This is a genomic window from Halopseudomonas formosensis (assembly GCF_900115905.1).
Lineage (GTDB): Bacteria > Pseudomonadota > Gammaproteobacteria > Pseudomonadales > Pseudomonadaceae > Halopseudomonas > Halopseudomonas formosensis.
In genome coordinates this window covers 565724-589047 of the sequence record NZ_FOYD01000001.1, presented here as the reverse complement: position 1 = coordinate 589047, position 23324 = coordinate 565724, and the positions used below count along the sequence as shown (strand labels likewise).

Annotated in this window: 21 protein-coding genes; 1 reads left to right on the top strand and 20 read right to left on the bottom strand. The window is 64.9% G+C overall.

The features are described from left to right. Window positions 1-154 precede the first annotated feature (154 nt). From BM046_RS02710 to BM046_RS02625, 18 genes are all read right to left on the bottom strand, one after another. Window positions 155-1357: an acetyl-CoA C-acyltransferase gene (locus BM046_RS02710; protein ID WP_090536691.1), complete on the bottom strand. Its 1203-nt coding sequence runs from the start codon at window positions 1355-1357 to the stop codon at window positions 155-157. Between the two features lie 14 nt (window positions 1358-1371). Next, window positions 1372-1836 carry a MaoC family dehydratase gene (locus tag BM046_RS02705; protein ID WP_090536689.1) on the bottom strand — a complete coding sequence of 155 codons (465 nt, stop codon included), beginning with the start codon at window positions 1834-1836 and terminating at the stop codon, window positions 1372-1374. 319 nt (window positions 1837-2155) lie between these two features. Next, entirely contained in the window at window positions 2156-2950 is a 795-nt protein-coding gene (locus BM046_RS02700) for an SDR family oxidoreductase (protein ID WP_090536687.1), read from the bottom strand. Window positions 2951-2952: 2 nt separating this feature from the next. Then, complete coding sequence (locus BM046_RS02695; protein ID WP_090536685.1) at window positions 2953-4134, bottom strand: acyl-CoA dehydrogenase family protein; 1182 nt, start codon at window positions 4132-4134, stop codon at window positions 2953-2955. 11 nt (window positions 4135-4145) lie between these two features. Next, window positions 4146-5327 carry an acyl-CoA dehydrogenase family protein gene (locus BM046_RS02690; protein WP_090536683.1) on the bottom strand — a complete coding sequence of 394 codons (1182 nt, stop codon included), beginning with the start codon at window positions 5325-5327 and terminating at the stop codon, window positions 4146-4148. 17 nt (window positions 5328-5344) lie between these two features. Then, a complete protein-coding gene (locus BM046_RS02685) occupies window positions 5345-6229 on the bottom strand; it encodes an SDR family oxidoreductase (RefSeq protein WP_090536681.1) in 885 nt (294 codons plus the stop codon). A gap of 130 nt (window positions 6230-6359) precedes the next feature. Next, window positions 6360-7592: a helix-turn-helix transcriptional regulator gene (locus tag BM046_RS02680; protein WP_090536679.1), complete on the bottom strand. Its 1233-nt coding sequence runs from the start codon at window positions 7590-7592 to the stop codon at window positions 6360-6362. An 80-nt stretch (window positions 7593-7672) separates the two neighbouring features. Then, a complete protein-coding gene (locus BM046_RS02675; RefSeq protein WP_090536676.1) occupies window positions 7673-8824 on the bottom strand; it encodes an acetyl-CoA C-acetyltransferase in 1152 nt (383 codons plus the stop codon). A gap of 3 nt (window positions 8825-8827) precedes the next feature. Then, on the bottom strand, window positions 8828-9886 hold the full coding sequence (locus tag BM046_RS02670) for an acyl-CoA dehydrogenase family protein (protein WP_090536674.1): 1059 nt from the start codon (window positions 9884-9886) through the stop codon (window positions 8828-8830). A 10-nt stretch (window positions 9887-9896) separates the two neighbouring features. Further along, the gene (locus tag BM046_RS02665) at window positions 9897-11063 is read right to left on the bottom strand and encodes an acyl-CoA dehydrogenase (RefSeq protein ID WP_090536672.1); all 1167 of its coding nucleotides are present in this window, start codon (window positions 11061-11063) and stop codon (window positions 9897-9899) included. Window positions 11064-11072: 9 nt separating this feature from the next. After that, entirely contained in the window at window positions 11073-11825 is a 753-nt protein-coding gene (locus BM046_RS02660) for an enoyl-CoA hydratase family protein (RefSeq protein ID WP_090536670.1), read from the bottom strand. Then, window positions 11822-12937 (bottom strand): NAD(P)H-dependent flavin oxidoreductase, encoded by a 1116-nt coding sequence (locus BM046_RS02655; protein WP_090536669.1) that lies wholly within the window; start codon window positions 12935-12937, stop codon window positions 11822-11824. Before BM046_RS02655 ends, BM046_RS02660 begins: the two co-directional genes overlap by 4 nt. Then, window positions 12937-13833: an enoyl-CoA hydratase gene (locus BM046_RS02650; protein ID WP_090536667.1), complete on the bottom strand. Its 897-nt coding sequence runs from the start codon at window positions 13831-13833 to the stop codon at window positions 12937-12939. The genes BM046_RS02655 and BM046_RS02650 overlap by 1 nt, the downstream gene beginning before the upstream one ends. Beyond that, complete coding sequence (locus tag BM046_RS02645) at window positions 13830-14639, bottom strand: CoA-transferase subunit beta (RefSeq protein WP_090536665.1); 810 nt, start codon at window positions 14637-14639, stop codon at window positions 13830-13832. Before BM046_RS02645 ends, BM046_RS02650 begins: the two co-directional genes overlap by 4 nt. A gap of 11 nt (window positions 14640-14650) precedes the next feature. Then, the gene (locus BM046_RS02640) at window positions 14651-15526 is read right to left on the bottom strand and encodes a CoA transferase subunit A (RefSeq protein ID WP_090536664.1); all 876 of its coding nucleotides are present in this window, start codon (window positions 15524-15526) and stop codon (window positions 14651-14653) included. Then, on the bottom strand, window positions 15526-16425 hold the full coding sequence (locus BM046_RS02635) for a VOC family protein (RefSeq protein ID WP_090536661.1): 900 nt from the start codon (window positions 16423-16425) through the stop codon (window positions 15526-15528). The genes BM046_RS02640 and BM046_RS02635 overlap by 1 nt, the downstream gene beginning before the upstream one ends. A gap of 606 nt (window positions 16426-17031) precedes the next feature. Next, complete coding sequence (locus BM046_RS02630; RefSeq protein WP_090536895.1) at window positions 17032-17970, bottom strand: bifunctional OB-fold nucleic acid binding domain-containing protein/MaoC family dehydratase; 939 nt, start codon at window positions 17968-17970, stop codon at window positions 17032-17034. A gap of 2 nt (window positions 17971-17972) precedes the next feature. Further along, window positions 17973-19184, bottom strand: coding sequence for a thiolase family protein (locus BM046_RS02625; RefSeq protein WP_090536659.1), 1212 nt, complete (start codon window positions 19182-19184; stop codon window positions 17973-17975). A 236-nt stretch (window positions 19185-19420) separates the two neighbouring features. On the opposite strand from BM046_RS02625, the gene BM046_RS02620 reads away from it, so the two are divergent. Continuing rightward, window positions 19421-20122, top strand: a complete 702-nt coding sequence (locus BM046_RS02620; protein ID WP_143084136.1) for a hypothetical protein — start codon at window positions 19421-19423, stop codon at window positions 20120-20122. Between the two features lie 96 nt (window positions 20123-20218). On the opposite strand, the gene BM046_RS02615 is transcribed toward BM046_RS02620, so the two are convergent. Together BM046_RS02615 and BM046_RS02610 are read right to left on the bottom strand one after the other, a co-directional pair. Next, window positions 20219-21601 (bottom strand): DUF1329 domain-containing protein, encoded by a 1383-nt coding sequence (locus BM046_RS02615; RefSeq protein ID WP_090536656.1) that lies wholly within the window; start codon window positions 21599-21601, stop codon window positions 20219-20221. Window positions 21602-21717: 116 nt separating this feature from the next. Then, window positions 21718-23295 carry a DUF1302 domain-containing protein gene (locus tag BM046_RS02610; RefSeq protein WP_090536654.1) on the bottom strand — a complete coding sequence of 526 codons (1578 nt, stop codon included), beginning with the start codon at window positions 23293-23295 and terminating at the stop codon, window positions 21718-21720. Window positions 23296-23324: the final 29 nt, after the last annotated feature.

The following is a 23324-nucleotide window of genomic DNA, read 5'->3' as shown; positions in this document are numbered from 1 at the left end:
GATTCGATGGTGGGCCAGCAGCGGACCTGCCAGCATCGTCCAAATGGCTTATGTCATTGACGCAGATCAAGAACGGCCGGGCGCCGCGCCGCAGGACGGTTGGCACCCGCCAGGGCGGAGCCCGCTGATGCCGGGCTTCCGGAGGATGGGAGGGTCAGTCCAGTTCGAACAGCCCGGCAGCGCCCATGCCGCCACCGATGCACATCGACACCACTACATAACGCACACCGCGGCGGCGCCCTTCCAGCAGCGCATGGCCGACCATGCGCGCGCCGCTCATGCCGAACGGATGGCCGATGGAGATGGCTCCGCCGTTCACATTCAGGCGGTCATTGGGGATACCCAGGTGATCGCGGCAATACAGCACCTGGCTGGCGAAGGCCTCGTTGATTTCCCACAGGCCGATATCCTCGACCTTGAGATTGAAGCGCTGCAGCAGCCTGGGGATGGCGTACACCGGCCCGATGCCCATCTCCTCCGGCTTGCACCCGGCCACGGCAATCCCGCGGTAGACGCCCAGCGGCTTGAGACCACGGCGCTCGGCCTGCTCGCGGCTCATCAGCAGGCAGGCGGCAGCGCCGTCGGAAAACTGCGAGGCATTACCGGCGGTGATGTGCTGGCCCTGCTTGACCCATTCACCGTCCTTCCACACCGGCGCCAGGCCCTGCAGGCCTTCCAGCGTGGTGCTCGGGCGGTTGCACTCGTCGCGATCAGCGGTCACCTGCTCATGCCCGGCCGGTTTGCCTTCCTTGTCGAACAGCAGCTTGCTGGCCGCCAACGGCACGATTTCCTCGGTGAACAGACCGGCCTGCTGCGCCGCCGCAGTCCGCTGCTGGCTCTGCAGCGCATACTCGTCCTGGGCCGCGCGGCTGATGCCGTAACGTTCGGCAACGATTTCCGCGGTCTCGATCATCGGGATATAGGCCGCCGGTGCCACCTCCATCACCGCCTCGGAGCGCGCCCGATAGCTGTTCTTGTGCTTGGTCTGGGTCAGCGACAGCGACTCCACCCCACCGCCGATGGCCACGTCCAGCTCACCGGTCATGATCGCCTTGGCCGCTTCGCCAATGGCCATCAGCCCGGAGGCACACATGCGATCAACCGCCATGCCCGCCACCGACTCCGGCAAGCCACCGGTATAGGCGCACAGGCGGCCGATGTTGTAGCCCTGGGTGCCCTGCTGTACCGCCGCGCCCATGATCACATCACCCACATCCGCCGGATCGATACCGGCGCGCTCGACCACGGCGCGGACCACATGCCCGCCCAGCACCGGCGCCTCGGTATCGTTGAACGAGCCACGGAATGATTTGGTCAGGGCGGTGCGCGCGGTGGCGACAATGACTGCCTCTTGCATGCTGTTGTTCCTTTTCACTGATTGAAGGTGTAGCGACTGATGGTGTCGACGACGCAGCCGGGACGGTCGCTGCCTTCGACTTCCACGGCAACGCGGACCACAACCTGCACGGCGCCGTTGGGCAGGCTCTCGACCTGGGTTATTTCACCGGTACCACGAATACGCGCGCCGACCTTGACCGGGGCGGGAAAGCGCACCCGGTCGCAGCCGTAGTTGACGCCCATCTGCAGGTTTTCCACGGTCATGAGCTGGGGCAGGAAGTAGTTGACCAGCGACAGGGTCAGGTAACCGTGGGCGATGGTGCCGCCGAACGGGCCGGTCCTGGCTTTCACCGGGTCCACATGGATCCACTGGTGGTCACCGGTGGCCTCGGCAAAGGTATCGACGCGCTGCTGATCGATGGTGATCCACTCGGTGGCGCCCAGGCTCTGGCCTATGGCCTGTTCCAGGGCGGCTGCGTTGGTGAACGTGGTGGTCATGTGCGTACTCCTCGAATTCTTTATGTCGTTGTGCTTGTCGTTCGTGTGCTGGTCGTCTGGGTGATGGGGCAGGTCCGAGGCACCTATCTCAGACACGCCGTGAATCCCCGCAAGCGGGGCCGGCCCGTCAATCACAGATTGCCGGGCGTTCGGCTGCACGCGAAGCAATGCTTCGCAAGCGTTGGCCTCACCCATAGAGGCTCGCGGTTGCCATGGATGGCAACCGCGAGCCTACAGGGACGTATTCACGGCGTGTCCGCAGTAGCCCACCGGCAAGCGCAACCATCCAGCCAACCAAAACACACACTCCCAAAAACCATCAGGCCTGCTGCGAACTGACAGGCAGCACCTCGCCGGTCATATAGCTGGAGTAATCGCTGGACAGAAACATCATCACGTTGGCCACCTCCCAGCACTCGGCCCCCCGCCCATACGCCTCACGCCCTTCCAGCTCCTTGAGCAGCGCTTCGGGCGCGGATTTGCGCAGCATGGGGTGCACGGCCAGGGATGGCGCGACGGCGTTGATGCGCACGTTGAGTTCGGCCGCTTCCAGGGCCGAGCAGCGGGTCAGGGCCATGACACCGGCCTTGGCGGCGGCGTAGTGGGACTGTTCCTTCTGCGCGCGCCAGCCCAGTACCGAAGCGTTGTTGACGATGACGCCGCCCTGCCCCCGGGCCTTCATGACTTGGAGCATGTAGCGGGTCATGCGCATGGTGCCGTTGAGGGTCACGTCGATGACCTTGTGCCACTCGGCGTCTTCCATCTCGATCAGCGCCTTGGTGGTGCCCAGCCCGGCGTTGTTAATCAGGATGTCGATGCCTTGCAGCTTGTCCTCGGCAAAGTCGATCAGGGCGCGCACTTCCGCTTCGTCGGTCACGTTGCACAGCTTGCCCCACACCGCATCCAGACCGGTGTCCTGCTTGAGCTTGTCGACCGAGGCGGCCAGGCGGCCCTCGTGAACGTCACTGATGACGATGGCGCGGCAGCCTTCTTCCACTGCGCGGGTGGCGGCGGCGAAGCCGATGCCGGCACCGGCGGCGGCAGTGATCAATACCGACTTGCCCTTGAGCAGGCCGTGGCCGGCCACGTATTCCGGATTCTTCAGGTCTTTCATGGTTATCTGCCTTTGGCTTCCTTGGGCATGCCGAGACCGCGCTCGGCGATGATGTTGCGCTGGATCTGGTTGGTGCCGCCGTAGAGGGTGTCCGAGCGGGTGAACAGGAACAGCGACTGCAGCCGGGTCAGTTCATAGGGCGCGGCGTCGATGATGTCCGCCTCCGGCCCCAGCACATCCATCGCCAGCGCGCCGAGGTGGCGGTGCCAGCTGGCCCAGTGCAGCTTGTAGACCAGTGCGGAACTGTCCGGCTGGCCCTGCTCGTTGCCCGACAGCATGCGCATGGCGTTGTAGCGCATCAGCCGCAGGCCGGTATGGGCTTCGGCAATGCGCTGGCGGATGGCCGGGACCTGGGCGGCGCCGTTGGCCTTGGCGATGCGCACGATCTCGTCCAGCTCGTTCTGGAACTGCATCTGCTGGCCGAGGGTGGAGACGCCGCGCTCGAAGCCCAGCAGGCCCATGGCGATCTTCCAGCCGTCACCAGGCTCGCCGACGATATCCGCCGCTACCGCATCGTCGAAGAACACCTCGTTGAATTCCGAGGTACCGGTGAGCTGCTCGATGGGCCGAACGGTGACACCCGGCTGGTGCATGGACACCAGGAAGAACCCCAACCCGCGATGGGCCTGGGAGTCCGGATCGGTACGGGCGATGACGAAGCACCAGTCCGACTCGTGGGCCAGCGAGGTCCAGACCTTCTGGCCATTTATCCGCCATTTGCCATCGGTGCCCTGCTGGGCACGGGTGCGCACATTGGCCAGATCCGAGCCGGCGCCGGGCTCGGAGTAGCCCTGGCACCAGAGCTCGGTACCGGCGCGGATGCCCGGCAGGTAGCGCTGCTTCTGTTCCTCGCTGCCGAAGGCGATCAGGGTCGGGCCGGCCAGGCCTTCACCGATATGGCCGACGCGGCCCGGGCCGCCGGCGCGGGCGTATTCCTCGAAGAAGATCACCTGTTGCTCGATGGAGGCGCCACGGCCACCGTATTGCTCGGGCCAGCCGACGCAGGTCCAGCCGCCGGCGGCCAGGTGCTGTTCCCAGCGTTTGCGCTCGGAGGGGAACATGTGTTCGTCGCCGGGGCCGCCGCGGAATCTGAGCTGGGCGAACTCGCCGGTGAGGTTATCGCGCAGCCAGCCGGCAATCTCTTCGCGGAAGGCTTCGTCAGCCGCACTGAAAGTCAGTTTCATCTTGGTTTTCCTCAGTCCAGCAGCAGGCCGGCGATCAGCTCGCGCTGCGCATCGCCGTTACCCAGGTAGAGTTCGCTGGCCTTGGCCCGCTTGAAGTACAGGTGCACGTCGTACTCCCAGGTGAAGCCCACGCCGCCATGCAGCTGGATGGCGCTGCCGGCGTTGAAGAACAGGGTGTCGGAACAATAGCCCTTGGCCATGGCGGCGGCTTCCGGCAGCTCGGCCGTCAGCTGGGCGTCACCCTCGGGATCAATGGCTTCCTGGGCGACGCACGCGGCGTAATAGACGGCCGAGCGGGCCACCTCACATTTGAGCTGCATGTCTGCGGCCTTGTGCTTGAGGGCCTGGAAGCTGGCGATGGGACGACCGAACTGCACCCGCTCCTGCATGTAGGCCACGCTCATGTCCAGAGTCTTCTGCGCTGCGCCCATCTGCTCGGCGGCCAGCGCCACTTTGGCCAGGTCGATCAGCTTGCCCAGTGCGGGCCCGCCCTGCCCGGCTTCGCCGAGCAACGCGCTGGCCGGCACCATCACGCGCTCCAGCTGCAGCGCGGCCTGGCGGCGGGTCTGGTCCATGGTCGGCAGCCACTGGCGCCGAATGCCCGCCGTGCTCGCCGGCACGGCGAACAGGGAGATGCCCTGGTCACCGCTGCTGCCCGGCTGGCGGGCGGCGATGATCAGCAGGTCGGCGGTATGGCCGTCGATGACGTAGCGCAGCTCGCCGTTCAGCTCGAAGCCGTCGGCGCCCGGCTGCCAGGTGGCGGTGACGGCATTGCAGTCCCATTGCCCGCCGAGCCGGGCCGCCTGGGGGCCGGTCCAGGCCAGGGTGGCGGTCAGGCTACCGTTGACGATGGCCGGCAGGTACTGCTGCTTCTGCTGGTCATTGCCGGCCACCAGCAGGCTGCTGACGCCCAGGCAGACGGTGCTGAAGAAGGGCGAGCACAGCAGCACCCGCCCCATCTGCTCCAGCACCGCGCAGAGCTCGACATAGCCCAGGCCCATGCCGCCGTACTGCTCCGGCACATGGATCGCCTGGAAGCACAGGTCCTGGCAGATGCGCTGCCACAGCGCCGGGTCATAACCGGCTTCGGTCGCCATGGCCTGGCGTACCGCCGCGGGGGTCGACACATCCTCGAGGAAGACCCGGGCGGTATCGCGGATCATCTGCTGCTCTTCGGTGAAGCGGAACTCCATGGCGATTCCTCCGCGGGTCAGGCGCCGTACACCGGTTGCGCCGGCACTTCGGCCGCCAGCAGCGCCTGCATGGCTTCGCCAACTTCGGCGGGCAACCAGCGATCCCCCTTGTCCACGCCTTCGGTGGTGCGCCAGCCATCGGCAATGGAGATTCTGCCGCCTTCGGCTTCGAATACCCGCCCGGTGACGTGGGCCGCTTCGGCACTGGCCAGCCAAGCCAGCAGCGAGCTGACGTTTTCCGGGGCCCAGTAGTCGAAGCTGCCATCCTCCGGCTTGGCCATGCGGGTGGCCATGGATTCGACGGCGGTGGTCATGCCGGTGCGGGCCGCCGGCGCGACGGCGTTGGCGGTAATGCCATAGCGGCGCAGCTCGGCGGCCTGGTTGAGGGTCAGCGCGGCGATGCCGGCCTTGGCGGCGGCGTAGTTGGACTGGCCGATGGAACCCTGCAGACCAGCGCCGGAGGTGGTGTTGATGATGCGTGCGTCGACCTTGTTGCCGGCCTTGGCCTGATCGCGCCAGTAGTGCACGGCGTGGGAGCTGATGCAGAAGTGGCCCTTGAGGTGCACCGCCATGATGGCGTCCCATTCGGCTTCGGTCATGGAGGCGAACATGCGGTCCCGGTTGATGCCGGCGTTGTTGACCACCACGTGCAGGTCGCCCCAGGTCTCGATGGCCTGCCTGACCGCGTTCTCGCTGTCGGCGTAATTGGTGATATCGGAGGTGTTGACGGCGGCGCGGCCACCGGCGGCGACAATGTCGTCCACCACTTTCTGGGCCGCGTCACGGTTGATGTCGTTGACCAGCACGCAGGCGCCTTCGCTGGCGAAGACCCGTGCGTGGGCCGCGCCCAGTCCGCCACCGGCGCCGGTGATGATGACCACTCTGTTATCAAGAATTCCCATCTGCTGTTCCCCTGTTCGTGTGCCGGCGCCGCCCTGCGACGCGCTCTGGCGTGGGGAATGATTGTTGCCAGCGGCCCCTTCGCAATCATCGTCCATAGAGACTAAAGGGCCTGTGCTGGGCGTAGGCAGGCTAGGCTTCGGGGGTAAAACGCTGTTCCGGCTGGATGACGACCGGCACCGGGCCCTGCTCCAGCGGGGCAACTTCACCCAGGCCCAGCGAGACGACACTGTTAAGCATGACCCGCACCAGTTCGGCCTGGCGCTTGATGCCGGTCTTGGCAAAAATGGAGCGCAGGTGCGCCCGCGCAGTGTTGCGGGTGATACCCAGTTTCTCGGCGGTTTCCTCCAGCGACAGGCCGTTGGCCAGCTCCAGCGCCAGGGTGGTTTCCGCGGGGGTGAAAGCGAACAGCTCCTGGGCCACCTTGCTGCTCATCTGCACATCGCCCACCGCATCGCGCACGTAAACCATCACCACCGGCTGGCCACGTCCCTCCACCCAACCGGAGCTGCGGATAGGCTCGATGACCACGCCCAGGCTGACCTGACCCGAGGGTCGCGCCACGGAGATGGCACCGGACACGGCCTGTGCGGTCTGCCGGTCACGGGATTCGGCGGCATAGCGGATGAAGCGGTACAGCTCGCGGTTATCGCTGGGGTAGCTGGCTTCCAGCCGGGTGCCGACCAGCTTGAGCCCGTCGGCCTGGGCCAGCAGGGTGCGGGCCACCGCGTTGAGCTGCAGCACGTTGCCCGCTTCGTCGAGCACCAGGCTGGCAATGGACAGGCGGTTCACCGCCTCGGAATAGAGATTGCCCATGGACTCGCGCCGCTCCAGCAGGTCATGGAAGTCCAGGCTGCAGCGCAGGTGCGGTAGCAACCGGGCACAGAGCGCCCGATCCTGCTCGCTGAATGCGGGCTGGCCGTGACCCCGGGAGATGCGCAGGCCGATGACACCCGACTGGGTCGCCAGGTCCGCGCCCATGACATGGTAGGCGTCGCTGGGCCGGGCGTATTCGCGGTAGTAGCGACTGCTTTCCCACTCGGCCATGCTCATCAGGTCTTCGATGCAGAACACCCGGTCCACCGGCAGCCGCGCCAGCGGCGTGTCACCGGGGAAGTACTTGAACAGCGCCACCCGACCCTCGACCTGGTGACTGCCGGCCACCAGCATGAGCGCCACGTCCTCGGCTTCGGAGACATGCAGGATAAGCGATGCGAAGTTGGCACCGAACAGCACCCGCAGCTCTTCCAGCGCCGCATGCAGGTGCTCGGTGTGCAGCGCGCCGGAGTAGATCTTGCCGACGATGCGGTCGTATTCATCCAGCGACAGGCGTGGGGAAGGACCTGCTTGAGTGTTCTCCGACATCAGAACCCCTTTGCGACGATGAGCGCCAGACGGGCCTGCTGCCCACCCGTACGCTGAGCAGCAGGCCGGTCACGGCGCCGTTACAACCGTTCGATGATAGTCACGTTGGCCTGCCCACCGCCTTCGCACATGGTCTGCAGGCCGTAGCGGCCGCCGCTGCGCTCCAGCTCATGCAGCAGTGTTGTCATCAGCCGTGCGCCGGTAGCGCCCAGTGGGTGACCCAGGGCGATGGCGCCACCGTTGACGTTGGTCCTGGCCGGGTCGAAATCCAGCTCCTTCTGCCAGGCCATGACCACCGAGGCGAAGGCTTCGTTGATCTCCACCAGGTCGATGTCGGCCATGCTCATGCCGGCGCGCTGCAGCGCCTTGCGGGTCGCCGGGATTGGCGCGGTCAGGTGCCAGATGGGGTCGTCGCCCATCACCGTGAGGTTGTGAATGCGTGCCCGCGGGGTCAGGTTGTAGCGCTTGAGCGCCGCCTCCGAGACCACCAGCATGGCCGCCGAGGCGTCACAGGTCTGGCTGGACACCGCTGCGGTGATATCCGGGAACTGCGGGTCCACCGGCTCCAGCGAGGCCATCTTCTCCAGCGTGGTGTCGCGCGGCGTCTCGTCCACGGCCAGGCCGTTGAGCGCGACTATCTCCCGCTCGAAGCGACCTTCGGCAATGGCCTGCAACGCGCGGCGATGGCTTTCCAGCGCGAAGGCTTCCATGTCGGCGCGGCTGATATTCCAGTGGCTGGCAATGCGCTGGGCCGAGTAGAACTGGTTCACCGGCTGGTCGCCGAAGCGTGCCTGCCAGCCCTTGCTGCCGGAGAAGGGATCGGGAAAGCCCAGCGGCTGGCCGGCCAGCATGGCCGAGGAAATCGGAATCTGGGTCATGGTCTGCACGCCGCCCACGGCAACCACATCCTGGGTGCCGCTCATCACCGCCTGGGCGGCAAAGTGCAGCGCCTGCTGGGATGAGCCGCACTGGCGATCCACGGTGGTGCCGGGCACAGTCAGCGGCAGGCCCGCGGCCAGCCAGCTGGTGCGGGCGATGTCGCCGGCCTGGGAGCCGATGGTATCCACGCAGCCGAAGATCACATCATCGTATTCGTCAGCGGGAATGGCGTTGCGCTCGACCAGCGCCTTGAGCACATGGGCGCCCAGGTCGATGGCGTGGACGTCGGCCAGACTGCCCTTGCGCCGGCCGGTCGGGCTGCGCAGGGCATCAACGATATAGGCTTGGGCCATGGCTTATCCCTCGAAGGTGAATTGCGGGCCGATGGGAGCATCGGGCGCGAGGATGGCATTGGCCACCCGGGATTTGTGAAAGGCACGGTCGCCCCAGGACGAGTCCAGGGCCCAGGCGCGTTTCATGAACATCTGCAGGTCGACCTCCCAGGTGTAGCCCATGGCGCCGTGTACCTGGATGCCATGCCGGCCGGCCAGCCAGGCGGCTTCGCAGCAGGCCAGCTTGGCGTGGGAGACGTGCAGATCGGCGTTGGCCTCACCCCGGGCCAGGGCATGGGCGGCGCGGTACAGCACCGGCTTGGCAAACTCGATCTTGCCCGCCACATCCGCCAGGTGATGCTTGACCGCCTGGAAGCTGCCGATCGGCTTGCCGAACTGCTTGCGCTGCACCACGTAGTCCACCGACAGGTCGAGCATGCGCTGGGCCAGGCCCAGGCTCTGGCCGGCCACCGCCAGCGCACCCCGGTTCAGGGTCTGGGCCCAGACCGCCCGCCCCTGCTCGGCGCCCAGCACCAGGCTGTCGGCATTGGGATGGAAGGTGACCCGGCTCAGCCGCCGCGAGCTGTCGATGCTCGGGTTGCGCTCGTAGCCGATGGCATCGCGGCGCAGGCCGTGCACTTCGCCCTGGTGCTCCAGCAGCACCACATCGGCCAGGTGCACGTCGGCAATCAGCGGGTTGACGCTGTGGCCCACGGCGATGCGAACGTTGCCCTCGGCAATGCGCGACAGCATCTCGTCCCGGCGCGGTGTGTCTGCCGGCAGGGCATTGAGCAGGCCGGTGGCCACGTAGGCGGTATCGGCCATGGAATCGGCAATGGCGTAGTAGCCCAGTTCCTGGGTCAGCAGCGACCAGGCAATGTCATCCATGCCCAGGCCGCCCTGCTCTTCCGGTACCGACAGGGCGGTCAGGCCCTGCTCGGCCATCTTGCGGCGCAGCTCCGGGGAGCGGCCGTCATCGGTATCCCAGATCTCGCGCAGTATTTCCGGCGGCGCCTCGGTCATCAGGAAGCGGCTGATCGCTTCGCGGAAGGCCAATTGGTCTTCGGTAAAGGTAAAGTCCATGTCGGCGTCCTCAGGCTTTCGGCAGGCCGAGCATGCGCTCGGCAATGATGTTGCGCTGGATCTCGTTGGTACCGGCGTAGATCGGGCCGGCCTGGGCGAACAGGAAGCCTTCCAGCCAGCTACCATGCTCGACCGCCTCCGGCGCCTCGCCGGTCAGCTCGCCGTAGGGGCCGAGAATGCGCATCGCGGTCTCGTGCATCTTCAGGTCCAGTTCCGACCAGATCACCTTGTTGATGCTGGCCTCGGCGCCGATCTTGGCGCCCTTCTCCACCAGCCCGACGGTGTGGTAGGCGGCCTGGGCATAGGCCTCGGCGCCCATCCAGCTTTCGATCACCGCATCGCGGACGCTGGGATCACGCTCGGCCACCTGCGGGTTGGCCTTGTACAGCTCCACCAGGCGCCGGGCGGTCTGCTGGAAACGCGCCGGGGAGCGCAGCAGCAGGCCGCGCTCGAAGCCGGCGGTGGCCATCGCCACATGCCAGCCCTGGCCCTCGGCCCCCAGCAGGTTGCTGGCCGGCACACGCACGTCGTCGAAGAACACCTCGGCAAAGGCATCCTTGCCGTTCAGCGCCTTGATCGGGCGGATGGTCACGCCGGGACTGTTGAGCGGTACCAGCAGGTAGCTCAGGCCATGGTGGCGGCTGCTCTGCGGGTCGGTACGGAACAGGCCGAAGATCCAGTCGGCGAAGGTCGCGCGGGTGGACCAGGTCTTCTGGCCGTTGATGACGAACTCATCGCCGTCGCGGATCGCCTTGCTGCGGATCGCCGCCATGTCGGAGCCGGCGTTGGGCTCGGACCAGCCCTGGGCCCACATGTCTTCGCTGGAGGCAATGCGCGGCAGGAAGTGGCGCTTCTGCTCCTCGGTGCCGAACTCCATCAGGGTCGGCCCCAGCAGCAGCTGGCCGTTCTGGTTGACGCGCATGGGCGCACCGGCGGCGTAGTACTCCTCCTCGAAGATCAACCATTCGATCAGGTCGCAGCCGCGCCCGCCCAGGTGTTCCGGCCACATGACCATGGACAGGCGGCTTTCATACAGCTTGCGCTCCCAGGCGCGGTGTTCTTCGAAGCCCTCGCGGGTGTCGTAGCTGGCCAGCGGCTTGCTCGGCACGTTGGCCTTGAGCCAGGCGCGCACTTCAGCGCGGAAGGCTTGTTGTTTGGCGCTATAGGTCAGTTGCATGGCAGGTTCTCAGAAGCTGGCGTCGCGCTTTTCCACGAAGGCGCGGCGGGTCTCGGCGGAGTCCGGCATGGTGTAGGCTTCCAGGGTGAAGCCCTGCTCCCAGCGGTACTTGTCTTCCAGGTTGCCGTCTTCGATACCGTTGAGGGCTTCCTTGGCGATACGGATCATGGCCGGGCTCTTGGCAGCGATCTTCGCCGCCACGTCACGGGCCGTGCCCGCCAGCTCATCGCGCTCCACCAGCCGCTCGATGAAGCCGTACTGCATGGCGTCCGGGGCAGCTACCGCCTCGCCGGTGAAATACATGTAGCGCACCTTCTGCACCGGGAACAGGCGCTGCAGGTGCGCGCCGCCGCCCATGGCGCCGCGGTCCACCTCGGGTACGGCAAAGGTCGCGCAGCGCGAAGCGATGAGGATGTCCGCCGCACCGGCCATGCCGATGCCGCCGCCCAGCACGAAGCCGTGCACCGCAACGATCACCGGCACTGCGCAACGGTGGATGGCCTTGAAGGTCGCGTAGTTGCCGGCGTTAACCCGCACGATACGCTCGGGATGGGCATCCAGCTCTTTGATGTCGACGCCGGCGCAGAAACCGCGCCCCTCCGAGCGCAGGATCAGTACCCGCACCTGCGGGTCGGCGCCCAGCGCATCGATCTGCGCGGCCAGCGCCAGCCATTCGTTACTGTCCAGCGCATTGACCGGCGGCTTGTTGATCACCAGCTCGGCAATGCCCTGATTGATTTCCACATTGAATGCGGCGTTCATGCCTGGACTCTCTCTGTCTGATCGGCGGCCGCTGCCGCCGGGGTGGAATGCATGCGTTGATAGAGTCGCTGCAGGCAGGCCTCGGCCTCGCTGGCGATCTCTTGGATGATCTCTTCACAGCTCTGCAGCCGGTCGATGGCGGCAGCCACCTGGCCGCTGGGCAGGATGCCCTCGTCCGGGAAGCCCTCGACCATGGAGCGCTGCAGCAGCACCGGCTGGTTGGCCGCCATGATCACCTGGGACATCGCGCTCGGGTCATCCTTGATGGCACTGAAGAAGGTCTTGATCATGTGCCCGGTGGTCATGCCGGTCTGGGTCTTCCACTTGCGAGCACTGTTCAGGGCAATCCACAGGCGTCCCAAGGGCCCTGCGCTTTCCAGCTTTTTGATGAAGGGGTTGTCGACCATGCGGTGGCGCATGCCATCAACCGCCAGGGTGACGCGGATCTGCTGAGTGTCCTTGGTCGCCAGGTAGCGCTCCAGAGTGGACCTGGGCGTCGGCGAGTCACTGCTCATCATGAAGCGGGTGCCCATTGCGATGCCCTCGGCGCCGGCAGCCAGCGCCGACGCCAGCCCGCGCCCGGTGGAGTAACCACCAGCAGCGATCACCGGCACGTTTACCGCGGCCAGCACCTGGGGCAGCAGGATGGTCGTCGGTACACCGCCGGTATGACCGCCACCTTCCCCACCCTGGATGGTGACCATGTCTGCACCCATCTCCACCGCCTTGACCGCATGTTTCAGCGCACCCACGGTGGGAATGCAGAGCACACCCGCTTCCTTGAAGCGCTGCACAGTCTGCTTGTCCGGGCCGCGGCCGTAGCTCACCGCGCGCAGGCGATACTTGATCGCCAGGTCCACGCACTGGCCGGCGTTTTCCTGGAACATGTGGAAGTTGAGGCCGAAGTTGCTGCCACCAGTGGCGGCGATCACCTTCTCGATCTCGGCTTCCAGCCGGGCTGCCGGGATGGTTGCCCCCGCGAGAAAGCCGAAGCCTCCGGCGCGGGTGGTAGCGATCACCAGGTTGGCGTCGGACACATAGCCCATCGCAGTCTGCACGATCGGATAGCGGCAGCCCAGCGCCTCGGTCAGTCGCGTCTGCAGGGCGCTCATTACGCCTTCTCCCCAGCCTGAGCCTTGTTGGCGGCGGCCATGGCCTTGCCATCAAAGCCGCCGAGCTTGTCGCCGGAAATCTGCTCGTTGTGCACGTGGGCAAAGTGGTGCCAGGCGAACACTGCTTCCATCCCGGTACGCTTGCCCTGCAGATCCTCGATGTGGTTGACCGCCTGCTTGGTCAGCGCCAGCCCCATGCGCGGCTGCCTGGCAATGCGCTGGGCCAGCTCCAGGGTGGTACTTTCCAGCTCATCACGCGGCACCACCCGGTTGACCATGCCCAGCTCGTAGGCACGGGACGCCGGCATGCGATCACCCAGCATGAGAAATTCCTTGGCAATGCGCGGGTGCATCTCGAAAGCGTGGGCAAAGTACTCAACGCCGGGGATACCCATGCGCACCACCGGATCCTGGAAGAAGGCGTCGTCACTGGCGACGATCAGATCGCACACCCAGGCCAGCATCAGCCCGCCGGCGATGCAGCCGCCCTGGACCATGGCAATGCTCGGCTTGGGCATGTCGCGCCAGCGCCGGCACATGTTCAGGTAGACTTCCTGCTCGCGCACATAGAGGAATTCGCCACCGGGCTTGTTGGTGTGATCCCACCACAGGTGCCTGTGCTCGAAGCTCTTGGTCACATCCCGGCCCGGCGTGCCGATATCGTGCCCGGCGGAAAAGTGCTTGCCGGTCGAACACAGCACGATGACCTTGACCTCGTCATCATTGATTGCGCGGCGAAAACAATCGTCCAGCGCGTAGGTCATCTGCGAGTTCTGTACGTTGTTGTACTGCGGGCGGCTCATGGTGACGATCGCCACGCCGTCCTCCACCCGGTAGGACACCGGGTTGTCGGTCTCGTAGACCGCCGTGTCCTCACGCTCGACGAATTCGCTCATCCCCGCACCTCCTCCGCCGTACGGATGCCGGCCGGGTTGCCCTTGAGCTGGCGGGCGCGCAGGTTGTGCGGGTCCAGCCGGGCGATGATCGCCAGCTGCTCGGCGGTCGGATGCGGGGTCTCGCCCAGGTTATCGACCTTGAGCAGCGGGAAGCCGGTGCGCTCCTGCACCAGTTCGAAATCCACGCCCGGGTGCAGCGACAGCACACGCGCCGCGTGATCCGGACCATTGAAATCCATCACGCACAGGTCGGTGATCACCCGGCCAATGCCCATCAGGTCGTTGCGCATGCCCGGCGCCCAGCGCTCGGGGTTGAAGCCGACGCCGGAGACCATGTCCACCTCGCCTTCGACGAACACCCGCTTGCTGTGGTTGGGAATGTAGAAGGAGTTGAGGTGATTGATGCTGTTGCCCGGCAGGCCGCGCACACCGAGCATGGCCACCTTGGGCCTGGCGTAGTCGCCGATCACCGACAGATTCGTCTGCGCCCAGCGGTCCACCTGGGTCGGCCCGACCATCGCATGACGGCGGCCGTGCCAGACGCAATCGAACACCCGCTCGAACGGCAGGTAGCCGGAATATTTGGGTACGTAATCGCCACGGGGGCCGACCGGCACCGGCTCTTCCACGAGGAAGGCTTCGCTGTCGGTCATCAGCAGCTCGGGGCTGTGGGTCATCTTGGCCAGGCTGGCGCCCAGTCGGGGGATGATGCCCAGACCGGAAGCAACCAGCTCGCCATTGCCGCGCCATACTTCGGAGGCGGCGACGATCATCAGTTCAGCCAGAGTGAATTGGGTGGAACTCATGGTCATACTCCTCAGAAAATCGGCAGGGGCAGGTTGGCCATGCGCTCGGCCCCGCCGTTGCGCTCCTGGTATTGGGCTTCGCTGCAATTCACATAGGTATCCAGATAGCGCTGCCAGCCGTTCTCTTCGCCGGCACTGGCGCTGTAATCCTTCAGGTGCTCCATGTCCCAGCCGTAGGCCGGTCCGCAGGCGGTGGGGTGCGCTCCCATGGGCGCCTCAACCACGCCGGTCACCACCGAACGTTCGAAGGTGCAGTAACGGGCGCTCTCGGCGTCCAGTTCCAGGCGGTCTACAACTTCCTCGGCGGAGACGAAGCACTGCCTGGAAGCACGGGCGACGTGGTGATCGAAATACACATCGTTGCCGGTGATCATGGTGTTGCCCAGCCGGTCGGCCTTGTTCACATGCACAAAGCCCACATCCAGCTCCAGCGCCGGCATGGCCAGCAGCACTTCGCCGTCGGCGTAGGGCGAGCTGATGAGCTTGAGGTCCGGATTGTGGGTCAGCACGTCAGTGGCCAGGCCGGCCCGCGCCGGCAGGAACGGCAGGCGCATGGCAGCGGCCTTAAGGCCCCACTGGAACAGCCCTTCGTCCAGCTCCATCACATCCAGGGTGCCGGCCTCGCGGGCCTTGCGGAAATACGGCTCCAGCGGAATGGCGTCCATGGTGGCAAAGCCGAAGATCAGCTTCTTCACCTTACCGGCAGCACACAGCATGCCGACTTCCGGGCCGCCATAGGCCACCACGGTGAGGTCCTTCACGTCACTGCGCAGGATCTCGCGCACTATCGCCATCGGCTTGCGCCGTGGCCCCCAGCCACCGAAACCAATGGTCATGCCATCACGCAGTTGTCCTACGACATCCGCAGCAGTCATCTGCTTGTTCATTACTGCCCCTCCTGGCGGCCAGCGCTGAAGTCGTGGCCCCAGATGCTGACCTTGGTGAATTCGAAAGCGGTGTGCTGATCCCAGTCGACCTGCAGTCCGCCCCAGCCGTATTCCAGATCGAAGCCGGATGGTGTCTTCATGTAGAAGGAGGTCATCCGGTCGTTGAGGTGTTGCCCCAGGGTGGCCGACAGCGCCACGCCATGGGCCTGACGCCGGTCGTCGGCGCGGCCGACTTCGGTCATGGAGTCCACCTCCACCATCACATGCACGCACTTGCTCGGCACGTCGTATTCGGCAATGGCCAGGCTGTGGTGCCGGGCGTTGCCGCAATGCAGGAAGTGGATGCGTGTTGCGGGCGCGTCGGGCACCGGGCGGAAGTTGAAGATGTCGGAGATCCCGAAGCCCAGCACGTCCTGGTAGAAGGCGGCGCACTCATCGAAATTCGGCGTCGGCAGTACGGTGTGGCCCAGACCCATGTCGCCGGTCAGGAAGCGCGGCACGCCCTGGGGCGAGACGAAGGGCTCGCAGTCGGAGCGGTAGCCCCAGGTCAGCTCGTGCCGGTTGCCGGCCGGGTCCTGCAGCAGTGCGGCCTGATTGACCTGACGCTGATCGCAGAAGGCCGCATCGGCCAGCTCATAGGCCACGCCGCTGGCCTCCAGCCGTGCCAGCATGGCGTCGAACGCGGCCTTGCTGCCCAGCTCCCAGCCCGAGGCCAGGTAACGCGGCTCCGCGCCTTCGACCACCAGCATGCGGAACGGACGGTCATCCATCTTGATGTACAAACCGCCGCCGGGGGCCGGGCGGGTCATCATGCCCAGTACGTTCTCGGCGTAGTGCTGCCATTGCTGCACATCACCAATCTGCGCGACGAAATAGCTCAGCGCTCGAATCTCACTCATGCCGCCACTCCTCATTCAGGGCCTTGAAGCATGGCTGGATTGTTGCCCTTGGGGGGCGGCGCATTCATCGTCCATTGAGACTAACGGGGCGGGCGGGCTGTGCTTATGCGGTTTCGCTGGACCTTCGTGCAGGGGCTGCAACGGCGCCGTGGTAGATTGTGCAAGGCCGTGCTGGGGTGCAGGGCCGTGCCGACACGCCGTGAATACATCCATGTAGGCTCGCGGTTTTCATCCCTGAAAACCGACGGTCGGCACAGCCCTGCACCCCAGAACGACCAGCGAACCCCGAGCTGCTGGAAGCAAAACCCTCAGCAGCTCGAAGTCTCTGCCGTTGCGTTGGGATGCCCCTGCCACGACCGTTTGATGTCAGGGTCGAAAATTGCTCCTGCATTTCCGACACTTCCGCCATCCCTGGCGGTCGGATGACATCAACGAGCCCCCAGGGATGGGTTTACGGCGTGTCGTGGCAGGGGCATACCAACGCAGAGGCTTGCACGAACCACCAGCCACATCCCACCGAGACAAGCAAAAAAAATCGCCCACGGCGCAAACCGGTGGGCGATAAAAAACCGGTCCTGGACCCAGACCGGGCAGCACAACAAGCTGTTACATGTAGAGGATGACCAGATCGTTGATCACCGCCGGGCGCTCCTGCCCTACCACGTGGATATTGCACTCCAGCACCATCTGGGTACCGCGCGGCAGCACCTCGACAGACTTGACCCGGGTGCGTGAGTGCACCAGCGAGCCAGCCGGCACCGGGCTGGGGAAGCGCAGGCGTTCGGAGCCGTAGTTGACCATATTGGTGAAACCGGTCACCTCGAAGCTCAGCGGCACCTGCATGCGCGACATCAGTACCTGCACCAGCGCGCCGTGGGCGATGGTGCCGCCGAAGGGGCTCTCCCTGCGCGCGCGCTCGGGATCGGTGTGGATCCAGTAGCTGTCGCCGGACAGCTCGGCAAACTGGTTGATCAGCTCCTGATCCACCAGCACCTGGTTGCTCCAATCGCTGAACTCGCCGGTCACCAGCGCTTTCAGGGCGTCGATGTCCTTGACGTCGATCCTGCGCTTCGGCGGGCCGGCCTCGGGCGCGGGCGCTTCCGGGGCTTTGACCACTTCGTCACGTTCTTCCATGGCGACGTCCGCGCCGGTATAGCGCAGCAGGACAGTGCCGTCGGTATTGACCGTGGCGCGCACCGGCTTCACGCGCATGCCGATTTCGATCTGCTCGGGGGCGAGCCCAACCAGAGTGGTGTTCATGCGCACGCCTTCATCCAGCTCGACCACGGCCAGGATCTGCGGCTCGGCGCTGGCGAATTCGGGCAGGGTCGGGACCCGTGCCACGGTGTAGGTGTACAGCGTGCCGGCGCCGCTCACCTGCTTCCAGTTCAGGTCATGGGACAGGCAGCTGCTGCAGTGGCGCCGCGGGTAGAAGATCCAGTGCTGGCACGCGTTGCATTGCTGCAGGAGGATCCTGCCGTCTTTCAGGCCCTCCCAGAATGGCGCGGAAATCGCTGTCGCCAGCGGCATCGGTTTGTTGCTCATGCTCATGCCCCCTGAAGAATCAATGCGCCCTGCTCACTCATGACACCACCGGTGCCTGAGACGAACACCTGATCGCAGACCCTGAGCTGGCGATCCCCTGCCTTGCCGGCAATCTGCTGGTAGGCCTCCACGACCTGGGAAAAGCCTCCGGCGGACCCGGCCTGACCGAAGCTCAGCTGGCCGCCGTGGGTGTTCATCGGGAAGTTGCCCTTGTAGGTCAGGTCGTTATCCAGGATGAAACGCATGCCTTCGCCCTTGGGGCAGAAGCCGGCGTCTTCCAGGCTGAGCAGCACGGTGATGGTGTAGCAGTCGTAGATCTGCGCGGCGTGCATATCGGAGGGCGTCAGCCCGGCCATGGCGAAGGCCGTGCGCGCGGCCGGGCCGACCGGCGTTTCGGTCATGTCCGGCGAATAGCTGGGCGACTTGTAACCCAGTCGCTCGCCGAAGCCGGTTACATAGGCCGGACGCCCTTTCGACCTGGCGGCCACCTCCTTTGACGCGACGATCACCGCGGCGCCACCGGCGACCGGCATGACGATCTCGAGGATGTGCAGCGGGTCGGCGACCAGCTTGCTGTTCAGTACATCTTCTATGCTCAGGTTCTGGCCACGGAAGATGGCGTCCGGGTGGGCCTGGGCATTGAAGCGTTGGTCCACGGCAATCTTGGCCATGGCGCGCTGGTCGTAGCCATATTGGGCGGCGTAGCGCTGGGCGATCATGGCGTAGCCGGTGTTCTGGCCCATGTGGCCGTAGGGCAGATCGAATTCGGCTTCGGGGGCGCCGTACTGGGTGCTGTGGCCACCGAAGCGCATGGCCCGGGCCATGGCAGAGGGATCATCGTCGGGGCCGAAGGGCGCCATGCGCTGGGGGATCACGCAGAGCACGGCCTGGCAGATGCCCAGCTCGATGGCGGCGGCGGCGCGCCAGATCATGCCCACGGCGGTGGTGCCGCCCAGGTCGACCACTTCGGCAAAGTTCAGTGCGACGCCCAGGTACTCGGCGGCCATGGCCGGTACGAAGCTGGATGCCTCATGAAAATGCGGCCCGTTGATGCACAGACCATCGATATCGCTGGCCTTGAGCCCGGCGTCAGCCAGCGCCTGGGCGGCCAGATCGGCGACCTGCTCCAGATGAAACATCTGCGGCGCGGTGGCGTATTTCTCCGGTTTGTATTGTGCGGCGCCGACGATGGCAGCCGTTCCTTTCAAACCCATGATTATCCCCTCATCGGTTGCAGGCGATCTGGAAGATATCGCCTTGTGCTACCGATTGTCGGGGCAGCCTGCGGGTAGCTCATCGTCCGTTAGGCCTAATCCGGACGATTATCCGCCCGCCAAAAACACCAGGATCTAGTCCAGATCGACCACGACAAGGCGGATTTCGCCATGCAAGCTCGCCCCCCGCGGCCAACCAGCGCCGCCACTGAATAAAGACAACAAGGACGCCAATCATGATAAGAACAATGACCCGTTCGCTGGCCCTGGCCGGCTGCCTGCTGACGCTCCCCACCCAGGCCGCGCTGCCCGACAATGTGCTGCTGCAGCGTGAGGCCATGCGCTCGCTCACCCTGATGTTGCAGGCCCAGGGTGAAGGCATGCACGCGAGACAACGCCAGGCGCTGCAGGACAGCATCAGCCAGCTGCAGCTGACCGGCCCAGCGGCCACCCACGGTTATCCCCAGGCCATCATGTCGACACTGGACAGCCATGATGCCGGGCAACAACCTTCCGCCGGGCAGATGGATGCGCTTTACCGCCAGCTGCTGGCGGTGATCGAGGCGCTGCACCAGCCCGATGCCGATGCCCCCTACCTCAGCGTGCTGCTGACCGAGTACCTGACGCTGCGCTACGCCTTTGCCAGCTATATCGGCCTGCCTGCGAGCGCGGAGTTGGGTAGTCATTATTACCAGACGGATTACAGTGAATTGCTGGAGCGGCTGGATGATCAGCTGACGCGACTGCTGGCCGCGAATCAGGATAACAGCCTGTCAGCGCGCTGGGCCATGTTGCACCATGCGCTTTCGGACATGCATGAGGGCTGGACCCGTACCCGCTCCGGTAAATCCTTCGCACCCATCGTGGTGATTCTCAACGGTCGTGCATTAAGCGATCAACTCAGCACTCTGCTGCCCGCTGCCCACCCTGCCCCCTGAATGAAAAAGACCGAGCCGCATTGTTGCGGCTCGGCCCTGGTACTGCAGTTTGCCCCGGCGGTACAAGCTGCCGAGGCGCCCTGGCAATGGCTCGAATCAGCGGCCCATGGCGCGCAGGCGATCCGGGGTGAACAGGTCGGGGGACATGTCGCCCTTGTTGAGGATGGGGCCGGTCTCGCGTTCGTTGGCCAGCGAGTAGGCGATATAGCCGCCGCTGTTCAGGTCATGGAAGAAGGAGGCGCCAGCCTGCCAGGCACTGGTATCAGGGTGGTAGTAGTAATTGACCAGCGCGTGCTTCCACAGCTCGCCGCGGCTGTCGTAGTTGTCCGCCAGTACCGCATGCCAGGTGTCCTCATCGAGGAACAGCTTGCGCTTGCCGTACAGGTGGCGGCTGCCTTCCTTGACCGTGGCCTCGATCACCCAGACCCGGCGCAGTTCGTAGCGCAGGTGTTCCGGATTCGGGTGGTTCTTCGTCAGCAGGTCGTCGTAGCTGATGTCGGCACTGTGGACCTTGTAGGCGTTGGCGGGAATGTAGATTTCCTGCTTGCCAAGCAGTTTCCAGTCGTAGCGGTCAGGCGCACCGTTGAACAGGCGGTCTTCGTCGATGGTCATCAACCCGTTACTGCCACCCAGCGGCTGGTCGTAGCCGTAGCCGGGAGCCAGACGCACCCGGCGCGTGCCGGTGTTGTAGGACCAGGCCGTGCGGGAGGCAATGGCGTAGTTGTAGGGCTCATGGTTCATCGACATGTTGCCGCGCTCACGCAATGGCAGCAGAACCTCGGTGATGCAATAGGCCGAGACGCCGTCTTCCGCGTTCGGGCGCGCGGCCGGGTCCGGGTTGTTCGAGGGGGCCAGGCAGCGACCGTGGGAGCGGCCCCAGCCGATGCTGCCGGAGGCGGTGACCGAGGCGATATCGCGCACTTCGTTCTGGGTGTAGGAACGGTAGGGCAACTGGTGGTTCCAGAGCACCTCCAGCGCATTCTGCGGAATCGGGAAGGGGTTGTGGCCGAGGCCGCTGATGCCCAGCCCGTCGTTCACCAGCTTGGCGTTGGTGGCGTTCCACCTGGCACGCTCGCAGACAAAATCCGGATAGGCGAACTCGCGGCGACCCTGGTAGACGTTGATCCTGTAGGTCTCCGGGTACCTCTCGAACATGCCCAGCTGCCCCTCGGTCAGATGCTCGGCATGCTCCTTCGCATTCTGTGCGGTGATCACCAGGATCGGCTGGTCATCGGCGTAAGGGTCGACCGGATGTTCGCCGCTGTGCGGTTCGGCATCCCAGCCCGGGACTTCGCCCACGTACAGCCCCTTGAATTCGGGGATGGTTCCGGCGGCATTGCCGGCACGCTCGGCACCGACACAGGTGAGATCCTGGCCGAGACGTGCCGCTTCCTCCTCGGATACGGCGGCGTTGGCGATACCGGCAACGGCCATGCTGACAACGGTGACCAGCGACATTACGACACCATGTTTACTCATTATTCTTCTCCACAGGGTTAGCGCGACCTTCATCTTCATGGCGCCGGCGCTGATGACTCATCGTCTGATCAGACTAAGCCGCCAGCCCGGCGCCGAAGGTCGCTTTCGTAATCGATTCAGAATGTGTATTTGGCCGAGATGGTCAGATAGTCGCGGTCTGACAGCATGCGGTTGCGGCTGGGGTCGCCCGAGTACAGATACGCGGTGTAGGTCGTGTTCAGCTCGAGGTTGCCCAGATACTTGAAGGTGGCGCCGACGGACATGCGCTTGTCCCCTGCCCCGGCGGCGATGGTGCCCTTGAGCGGCGTGTTGCCCTCGACCACGTGGGACCAGTTCACCGGTATGTTCAGGTCCCATCCGGAAAAGATGCCCGGGTAGGACAGCACGGTCTGCAGGGTGTAGGCCGTGGAGGACTTGCTCTGCCAGCCGGTGGCCGTCTTGTAGGTGAAGTCATCGTTGCCGTCGATATCGTCCACATCGTCGGCACGTACATGCACCACTTCGCCCATGATGGTGGTAGAGCTGGCCCAGGGCATATCGCCAAAGGCACGGATGAAGCTCAGCTGCATCTGCTGGCCGGAGCCGGTGGTCAGTTGGTTGCCGGCGAGCATCACCGGTGCACCGGTACGGTAGGACCATTCGCCGCCGACCTGGGTATCACCCACGCTGGTGGAGAAGCTCATACCGGTGAGCTTGATGTCCTCGACATATTCGATTTCATAGCTCTGGAAGTCCGGAGCTATGGTCACCCCGCCCGGGTTGCGGTCATGGTACCGCACATGGAAGAACCCCAGCTCGGTGGACAAGGTCGGGCGGTACATGGCACGGATACCGTACTGGCCGCTGTCACGTGGATCATTGGTGCCAGCATAGGCCGCATTGAAACCCGGTCCCAGGATCATGAACTGCCGCCCTGGCCCGGTCACGTCGGAGGTCGACAGAAAGGAGCCGACGGGATTCAGCTCATTGCCCTTCCACTCGTACTGCGCATAGGCGGACAGGCCGAAGTCGGGGTTTACCTCCCAGTTGGCCGACACCTGGCCGACCGGCAGCATGATGTCCTTGACTTCAATGCCGGGCTGACCGGAGTTGACCACGTTGACCGGACCCTGTACGCCGTTCACACCGGGATAGAACAGACCCTCACCCCAGGCCACCACATGGCGCCCGGCCTTGACGCCCAAACGCTGGCGGGCCGGCAGTTCGAAGTCGGCGAAGACGTAGGCATCCAGAAAGCGGCTGCGGCCGCCGGAATATTTCTTCGCATCGCTGGTGAACTCATTGTGGTCTCCGTCCTTGTTGACGGTACCGGGGGAGTCATTGTCATTGCTGCGGTGATAAACGTCGTCATAGAACGTACTACCACGCAGAACCGCTCCATAGTTATCCTTGCGCAGGATAATTTCACCCAACGCGGTGACCCGGTGGGTCATCAGCGAATGCCGGTCGAAGTTGCGGTTGCCGTCATCGGCATTAGCCTGGCCATCCAGCAATTTGGAATCGGCATCTTCCATGCGAATGCCGAGACCGTAACTGGTAGTGACCGACCAATCCAGGGTTGCCCCATTGTCGAAACGGAACGTCTCGCCGGCCTGTACATCATTGGCAGCAAAGGCGGCGACTGCAATCGCCAGCGAGGCGAATGCAAACCCTGTCGAACTCCGCTGTATGGCCTTCTTGTTATTGTTCTGCATAACTACTCCTGGGTTCAGGTGAAACAACG

Bases quoted from the DNA above. Each gene is read 5' to 3' on its own strand.
- BM046_RS02625 (WP_090536659.1), bottom strand. From the start codon at position 19,184: ATGGGTTTGAAAGGAACGGCTGCCATCGTCGGCGCCGCACAATACAAA.
- BM046_RS02655 (WP_090536669.1), bottom strand. From the start codon at position 12,937: ATGAGCGCCCTGCAGACGCGACTGACCGAGGCGCTGGGCTGCCGCTAT.
- BM046_RS02660 (WP_090536670.1), bottom strand. From the start codon at position 11,825: ATGAACGCCGCATTCAATGTGGAAATCAATCAGGGCATTGCCGAGCTG.
- BM046_RS02700 (WP_090536687.1), bottom strand. From the start codon at position 2,950: ATGAAAGACCTGAAGAATCCGGAATACGTGGCCGGCCACGGCCTGCTC.
- BM046_RS02710 (WP_090536691.1), bottom strand. From the start codon at position 1,357: ATGCAAGAGGCAGTCATTGTCGCCACCGCGCGCACCGCCCTGACCAAA.
- BM046_RS02690 (WP_090536683.1), bottom strand. From the start codon at position 5,327: ATGGAGTTCCGCTTCACCGAAGAGCAGCAGATGATCCGCGATACCGCC.
- BM046_RS02650 (WP_090536667.1), bottom strand. From the start codon at position 13,833: ATGAGCGAATTCGTCGAGCGTGAGGACACGGCGGTCTACGAGACCGAC.
- BM046_RS02680 (WP_090536679.1), bottom strand. From the start codon at position 7,592: ATGTCGGAGAACACTCAAGCAGGTCCTTCCCCACGCCTGTCGCTGGAT.
- BM046_RS02670 (WP_090536674.1), bottom strand. From the start codon at position 9,886: ATGGACTTTACCTTTACCGAAGACCAATTGGCCTTCCGCGAAGCGATC.
- BM046_RS02705 (WP_090536689.1), bottom strand. From the start codon at position 1,836: ATGACCACCACGTTCACCAACGCAGCCGCCCTGGAACAGGCCATAGGC.
- BM046_RS02610 (WP_090536654.1), bottom strand. From the start codon at position 23,295: ATGCAGAACAATAACAAGAAGGCCATACAGCGGAGTTCGACAGGGTTT.
- BM046_RS02620 (WP_143084136.1), top strand. From the start codon at position 19,421: ATGATAAGAACAATGACCCGTTCGCTGGCCCTGGCCGGCTGCCTGCTG.
- BM046_RS02665 (WP_090536672.1), bottom strand. From the start codon at position 11,063: ATGCAACTGACCTATAGCGCCAAACAACAAGCCTTCCGCGCTGAAGTG.
- BM046_RS02675 (WP_090536676.1), bottom strand. From the start codon at position 8,824: ATGGCCCAAGCCTATATCGTTGATGCCCTGCGCAGCCCGACCGGCCGG.
- BM046_RS02615 (WP_090536656.1), bottom strand. From the start codon at position 21,601: ATGAGTAAACATGGTGTCGTAATGTCGCTGGTCACCGTTGTCAGCATG.
- BM046_RS02640 (WP_090536664.1), bottom strand. From the start codon at position 15,526: ATGAACAAGCAGATGACTGCTGCGGATGTCGTAGGACAACTGCGTGAT.
- BM046_RS02635 (WP_090536661.1), bottom strand. From the start codon at position 16,425: ATGAGTGAGATTCGAGCGCTGAGCTATTTCGTCGCGCAGATTGGTGAT.
- BM046_RS02630 (WP_090536895.1), bottom strand. From the start codon at position 17,970: ATGAGCAACAAACCGATGCCGCTGGCGACAGCGATTTCCGCGCCATTC.
- BM046_RS02685 (WP_090536681.1), bottom strand. From the start codon at position 6,229: ATGGGAATTCTTGATAACAGAGTGGTCATCATCACCGGCGCCGGTGGC.
- BM046_RS02645 (WP_090536665.1), bottom strand. From the start codon at position 14,639: ATGAGTTCCACCCAATTCACTCTGGCTGAACTGATGATCGTCGCCGCC.
- BM046_RS02695 (WP_090536685.1), bottom strand. From the start codon at position 4,134: ATGAAACTGACTTTCAGTGCGGCTGACGAAGCCTTCCGCGAAGAGATT.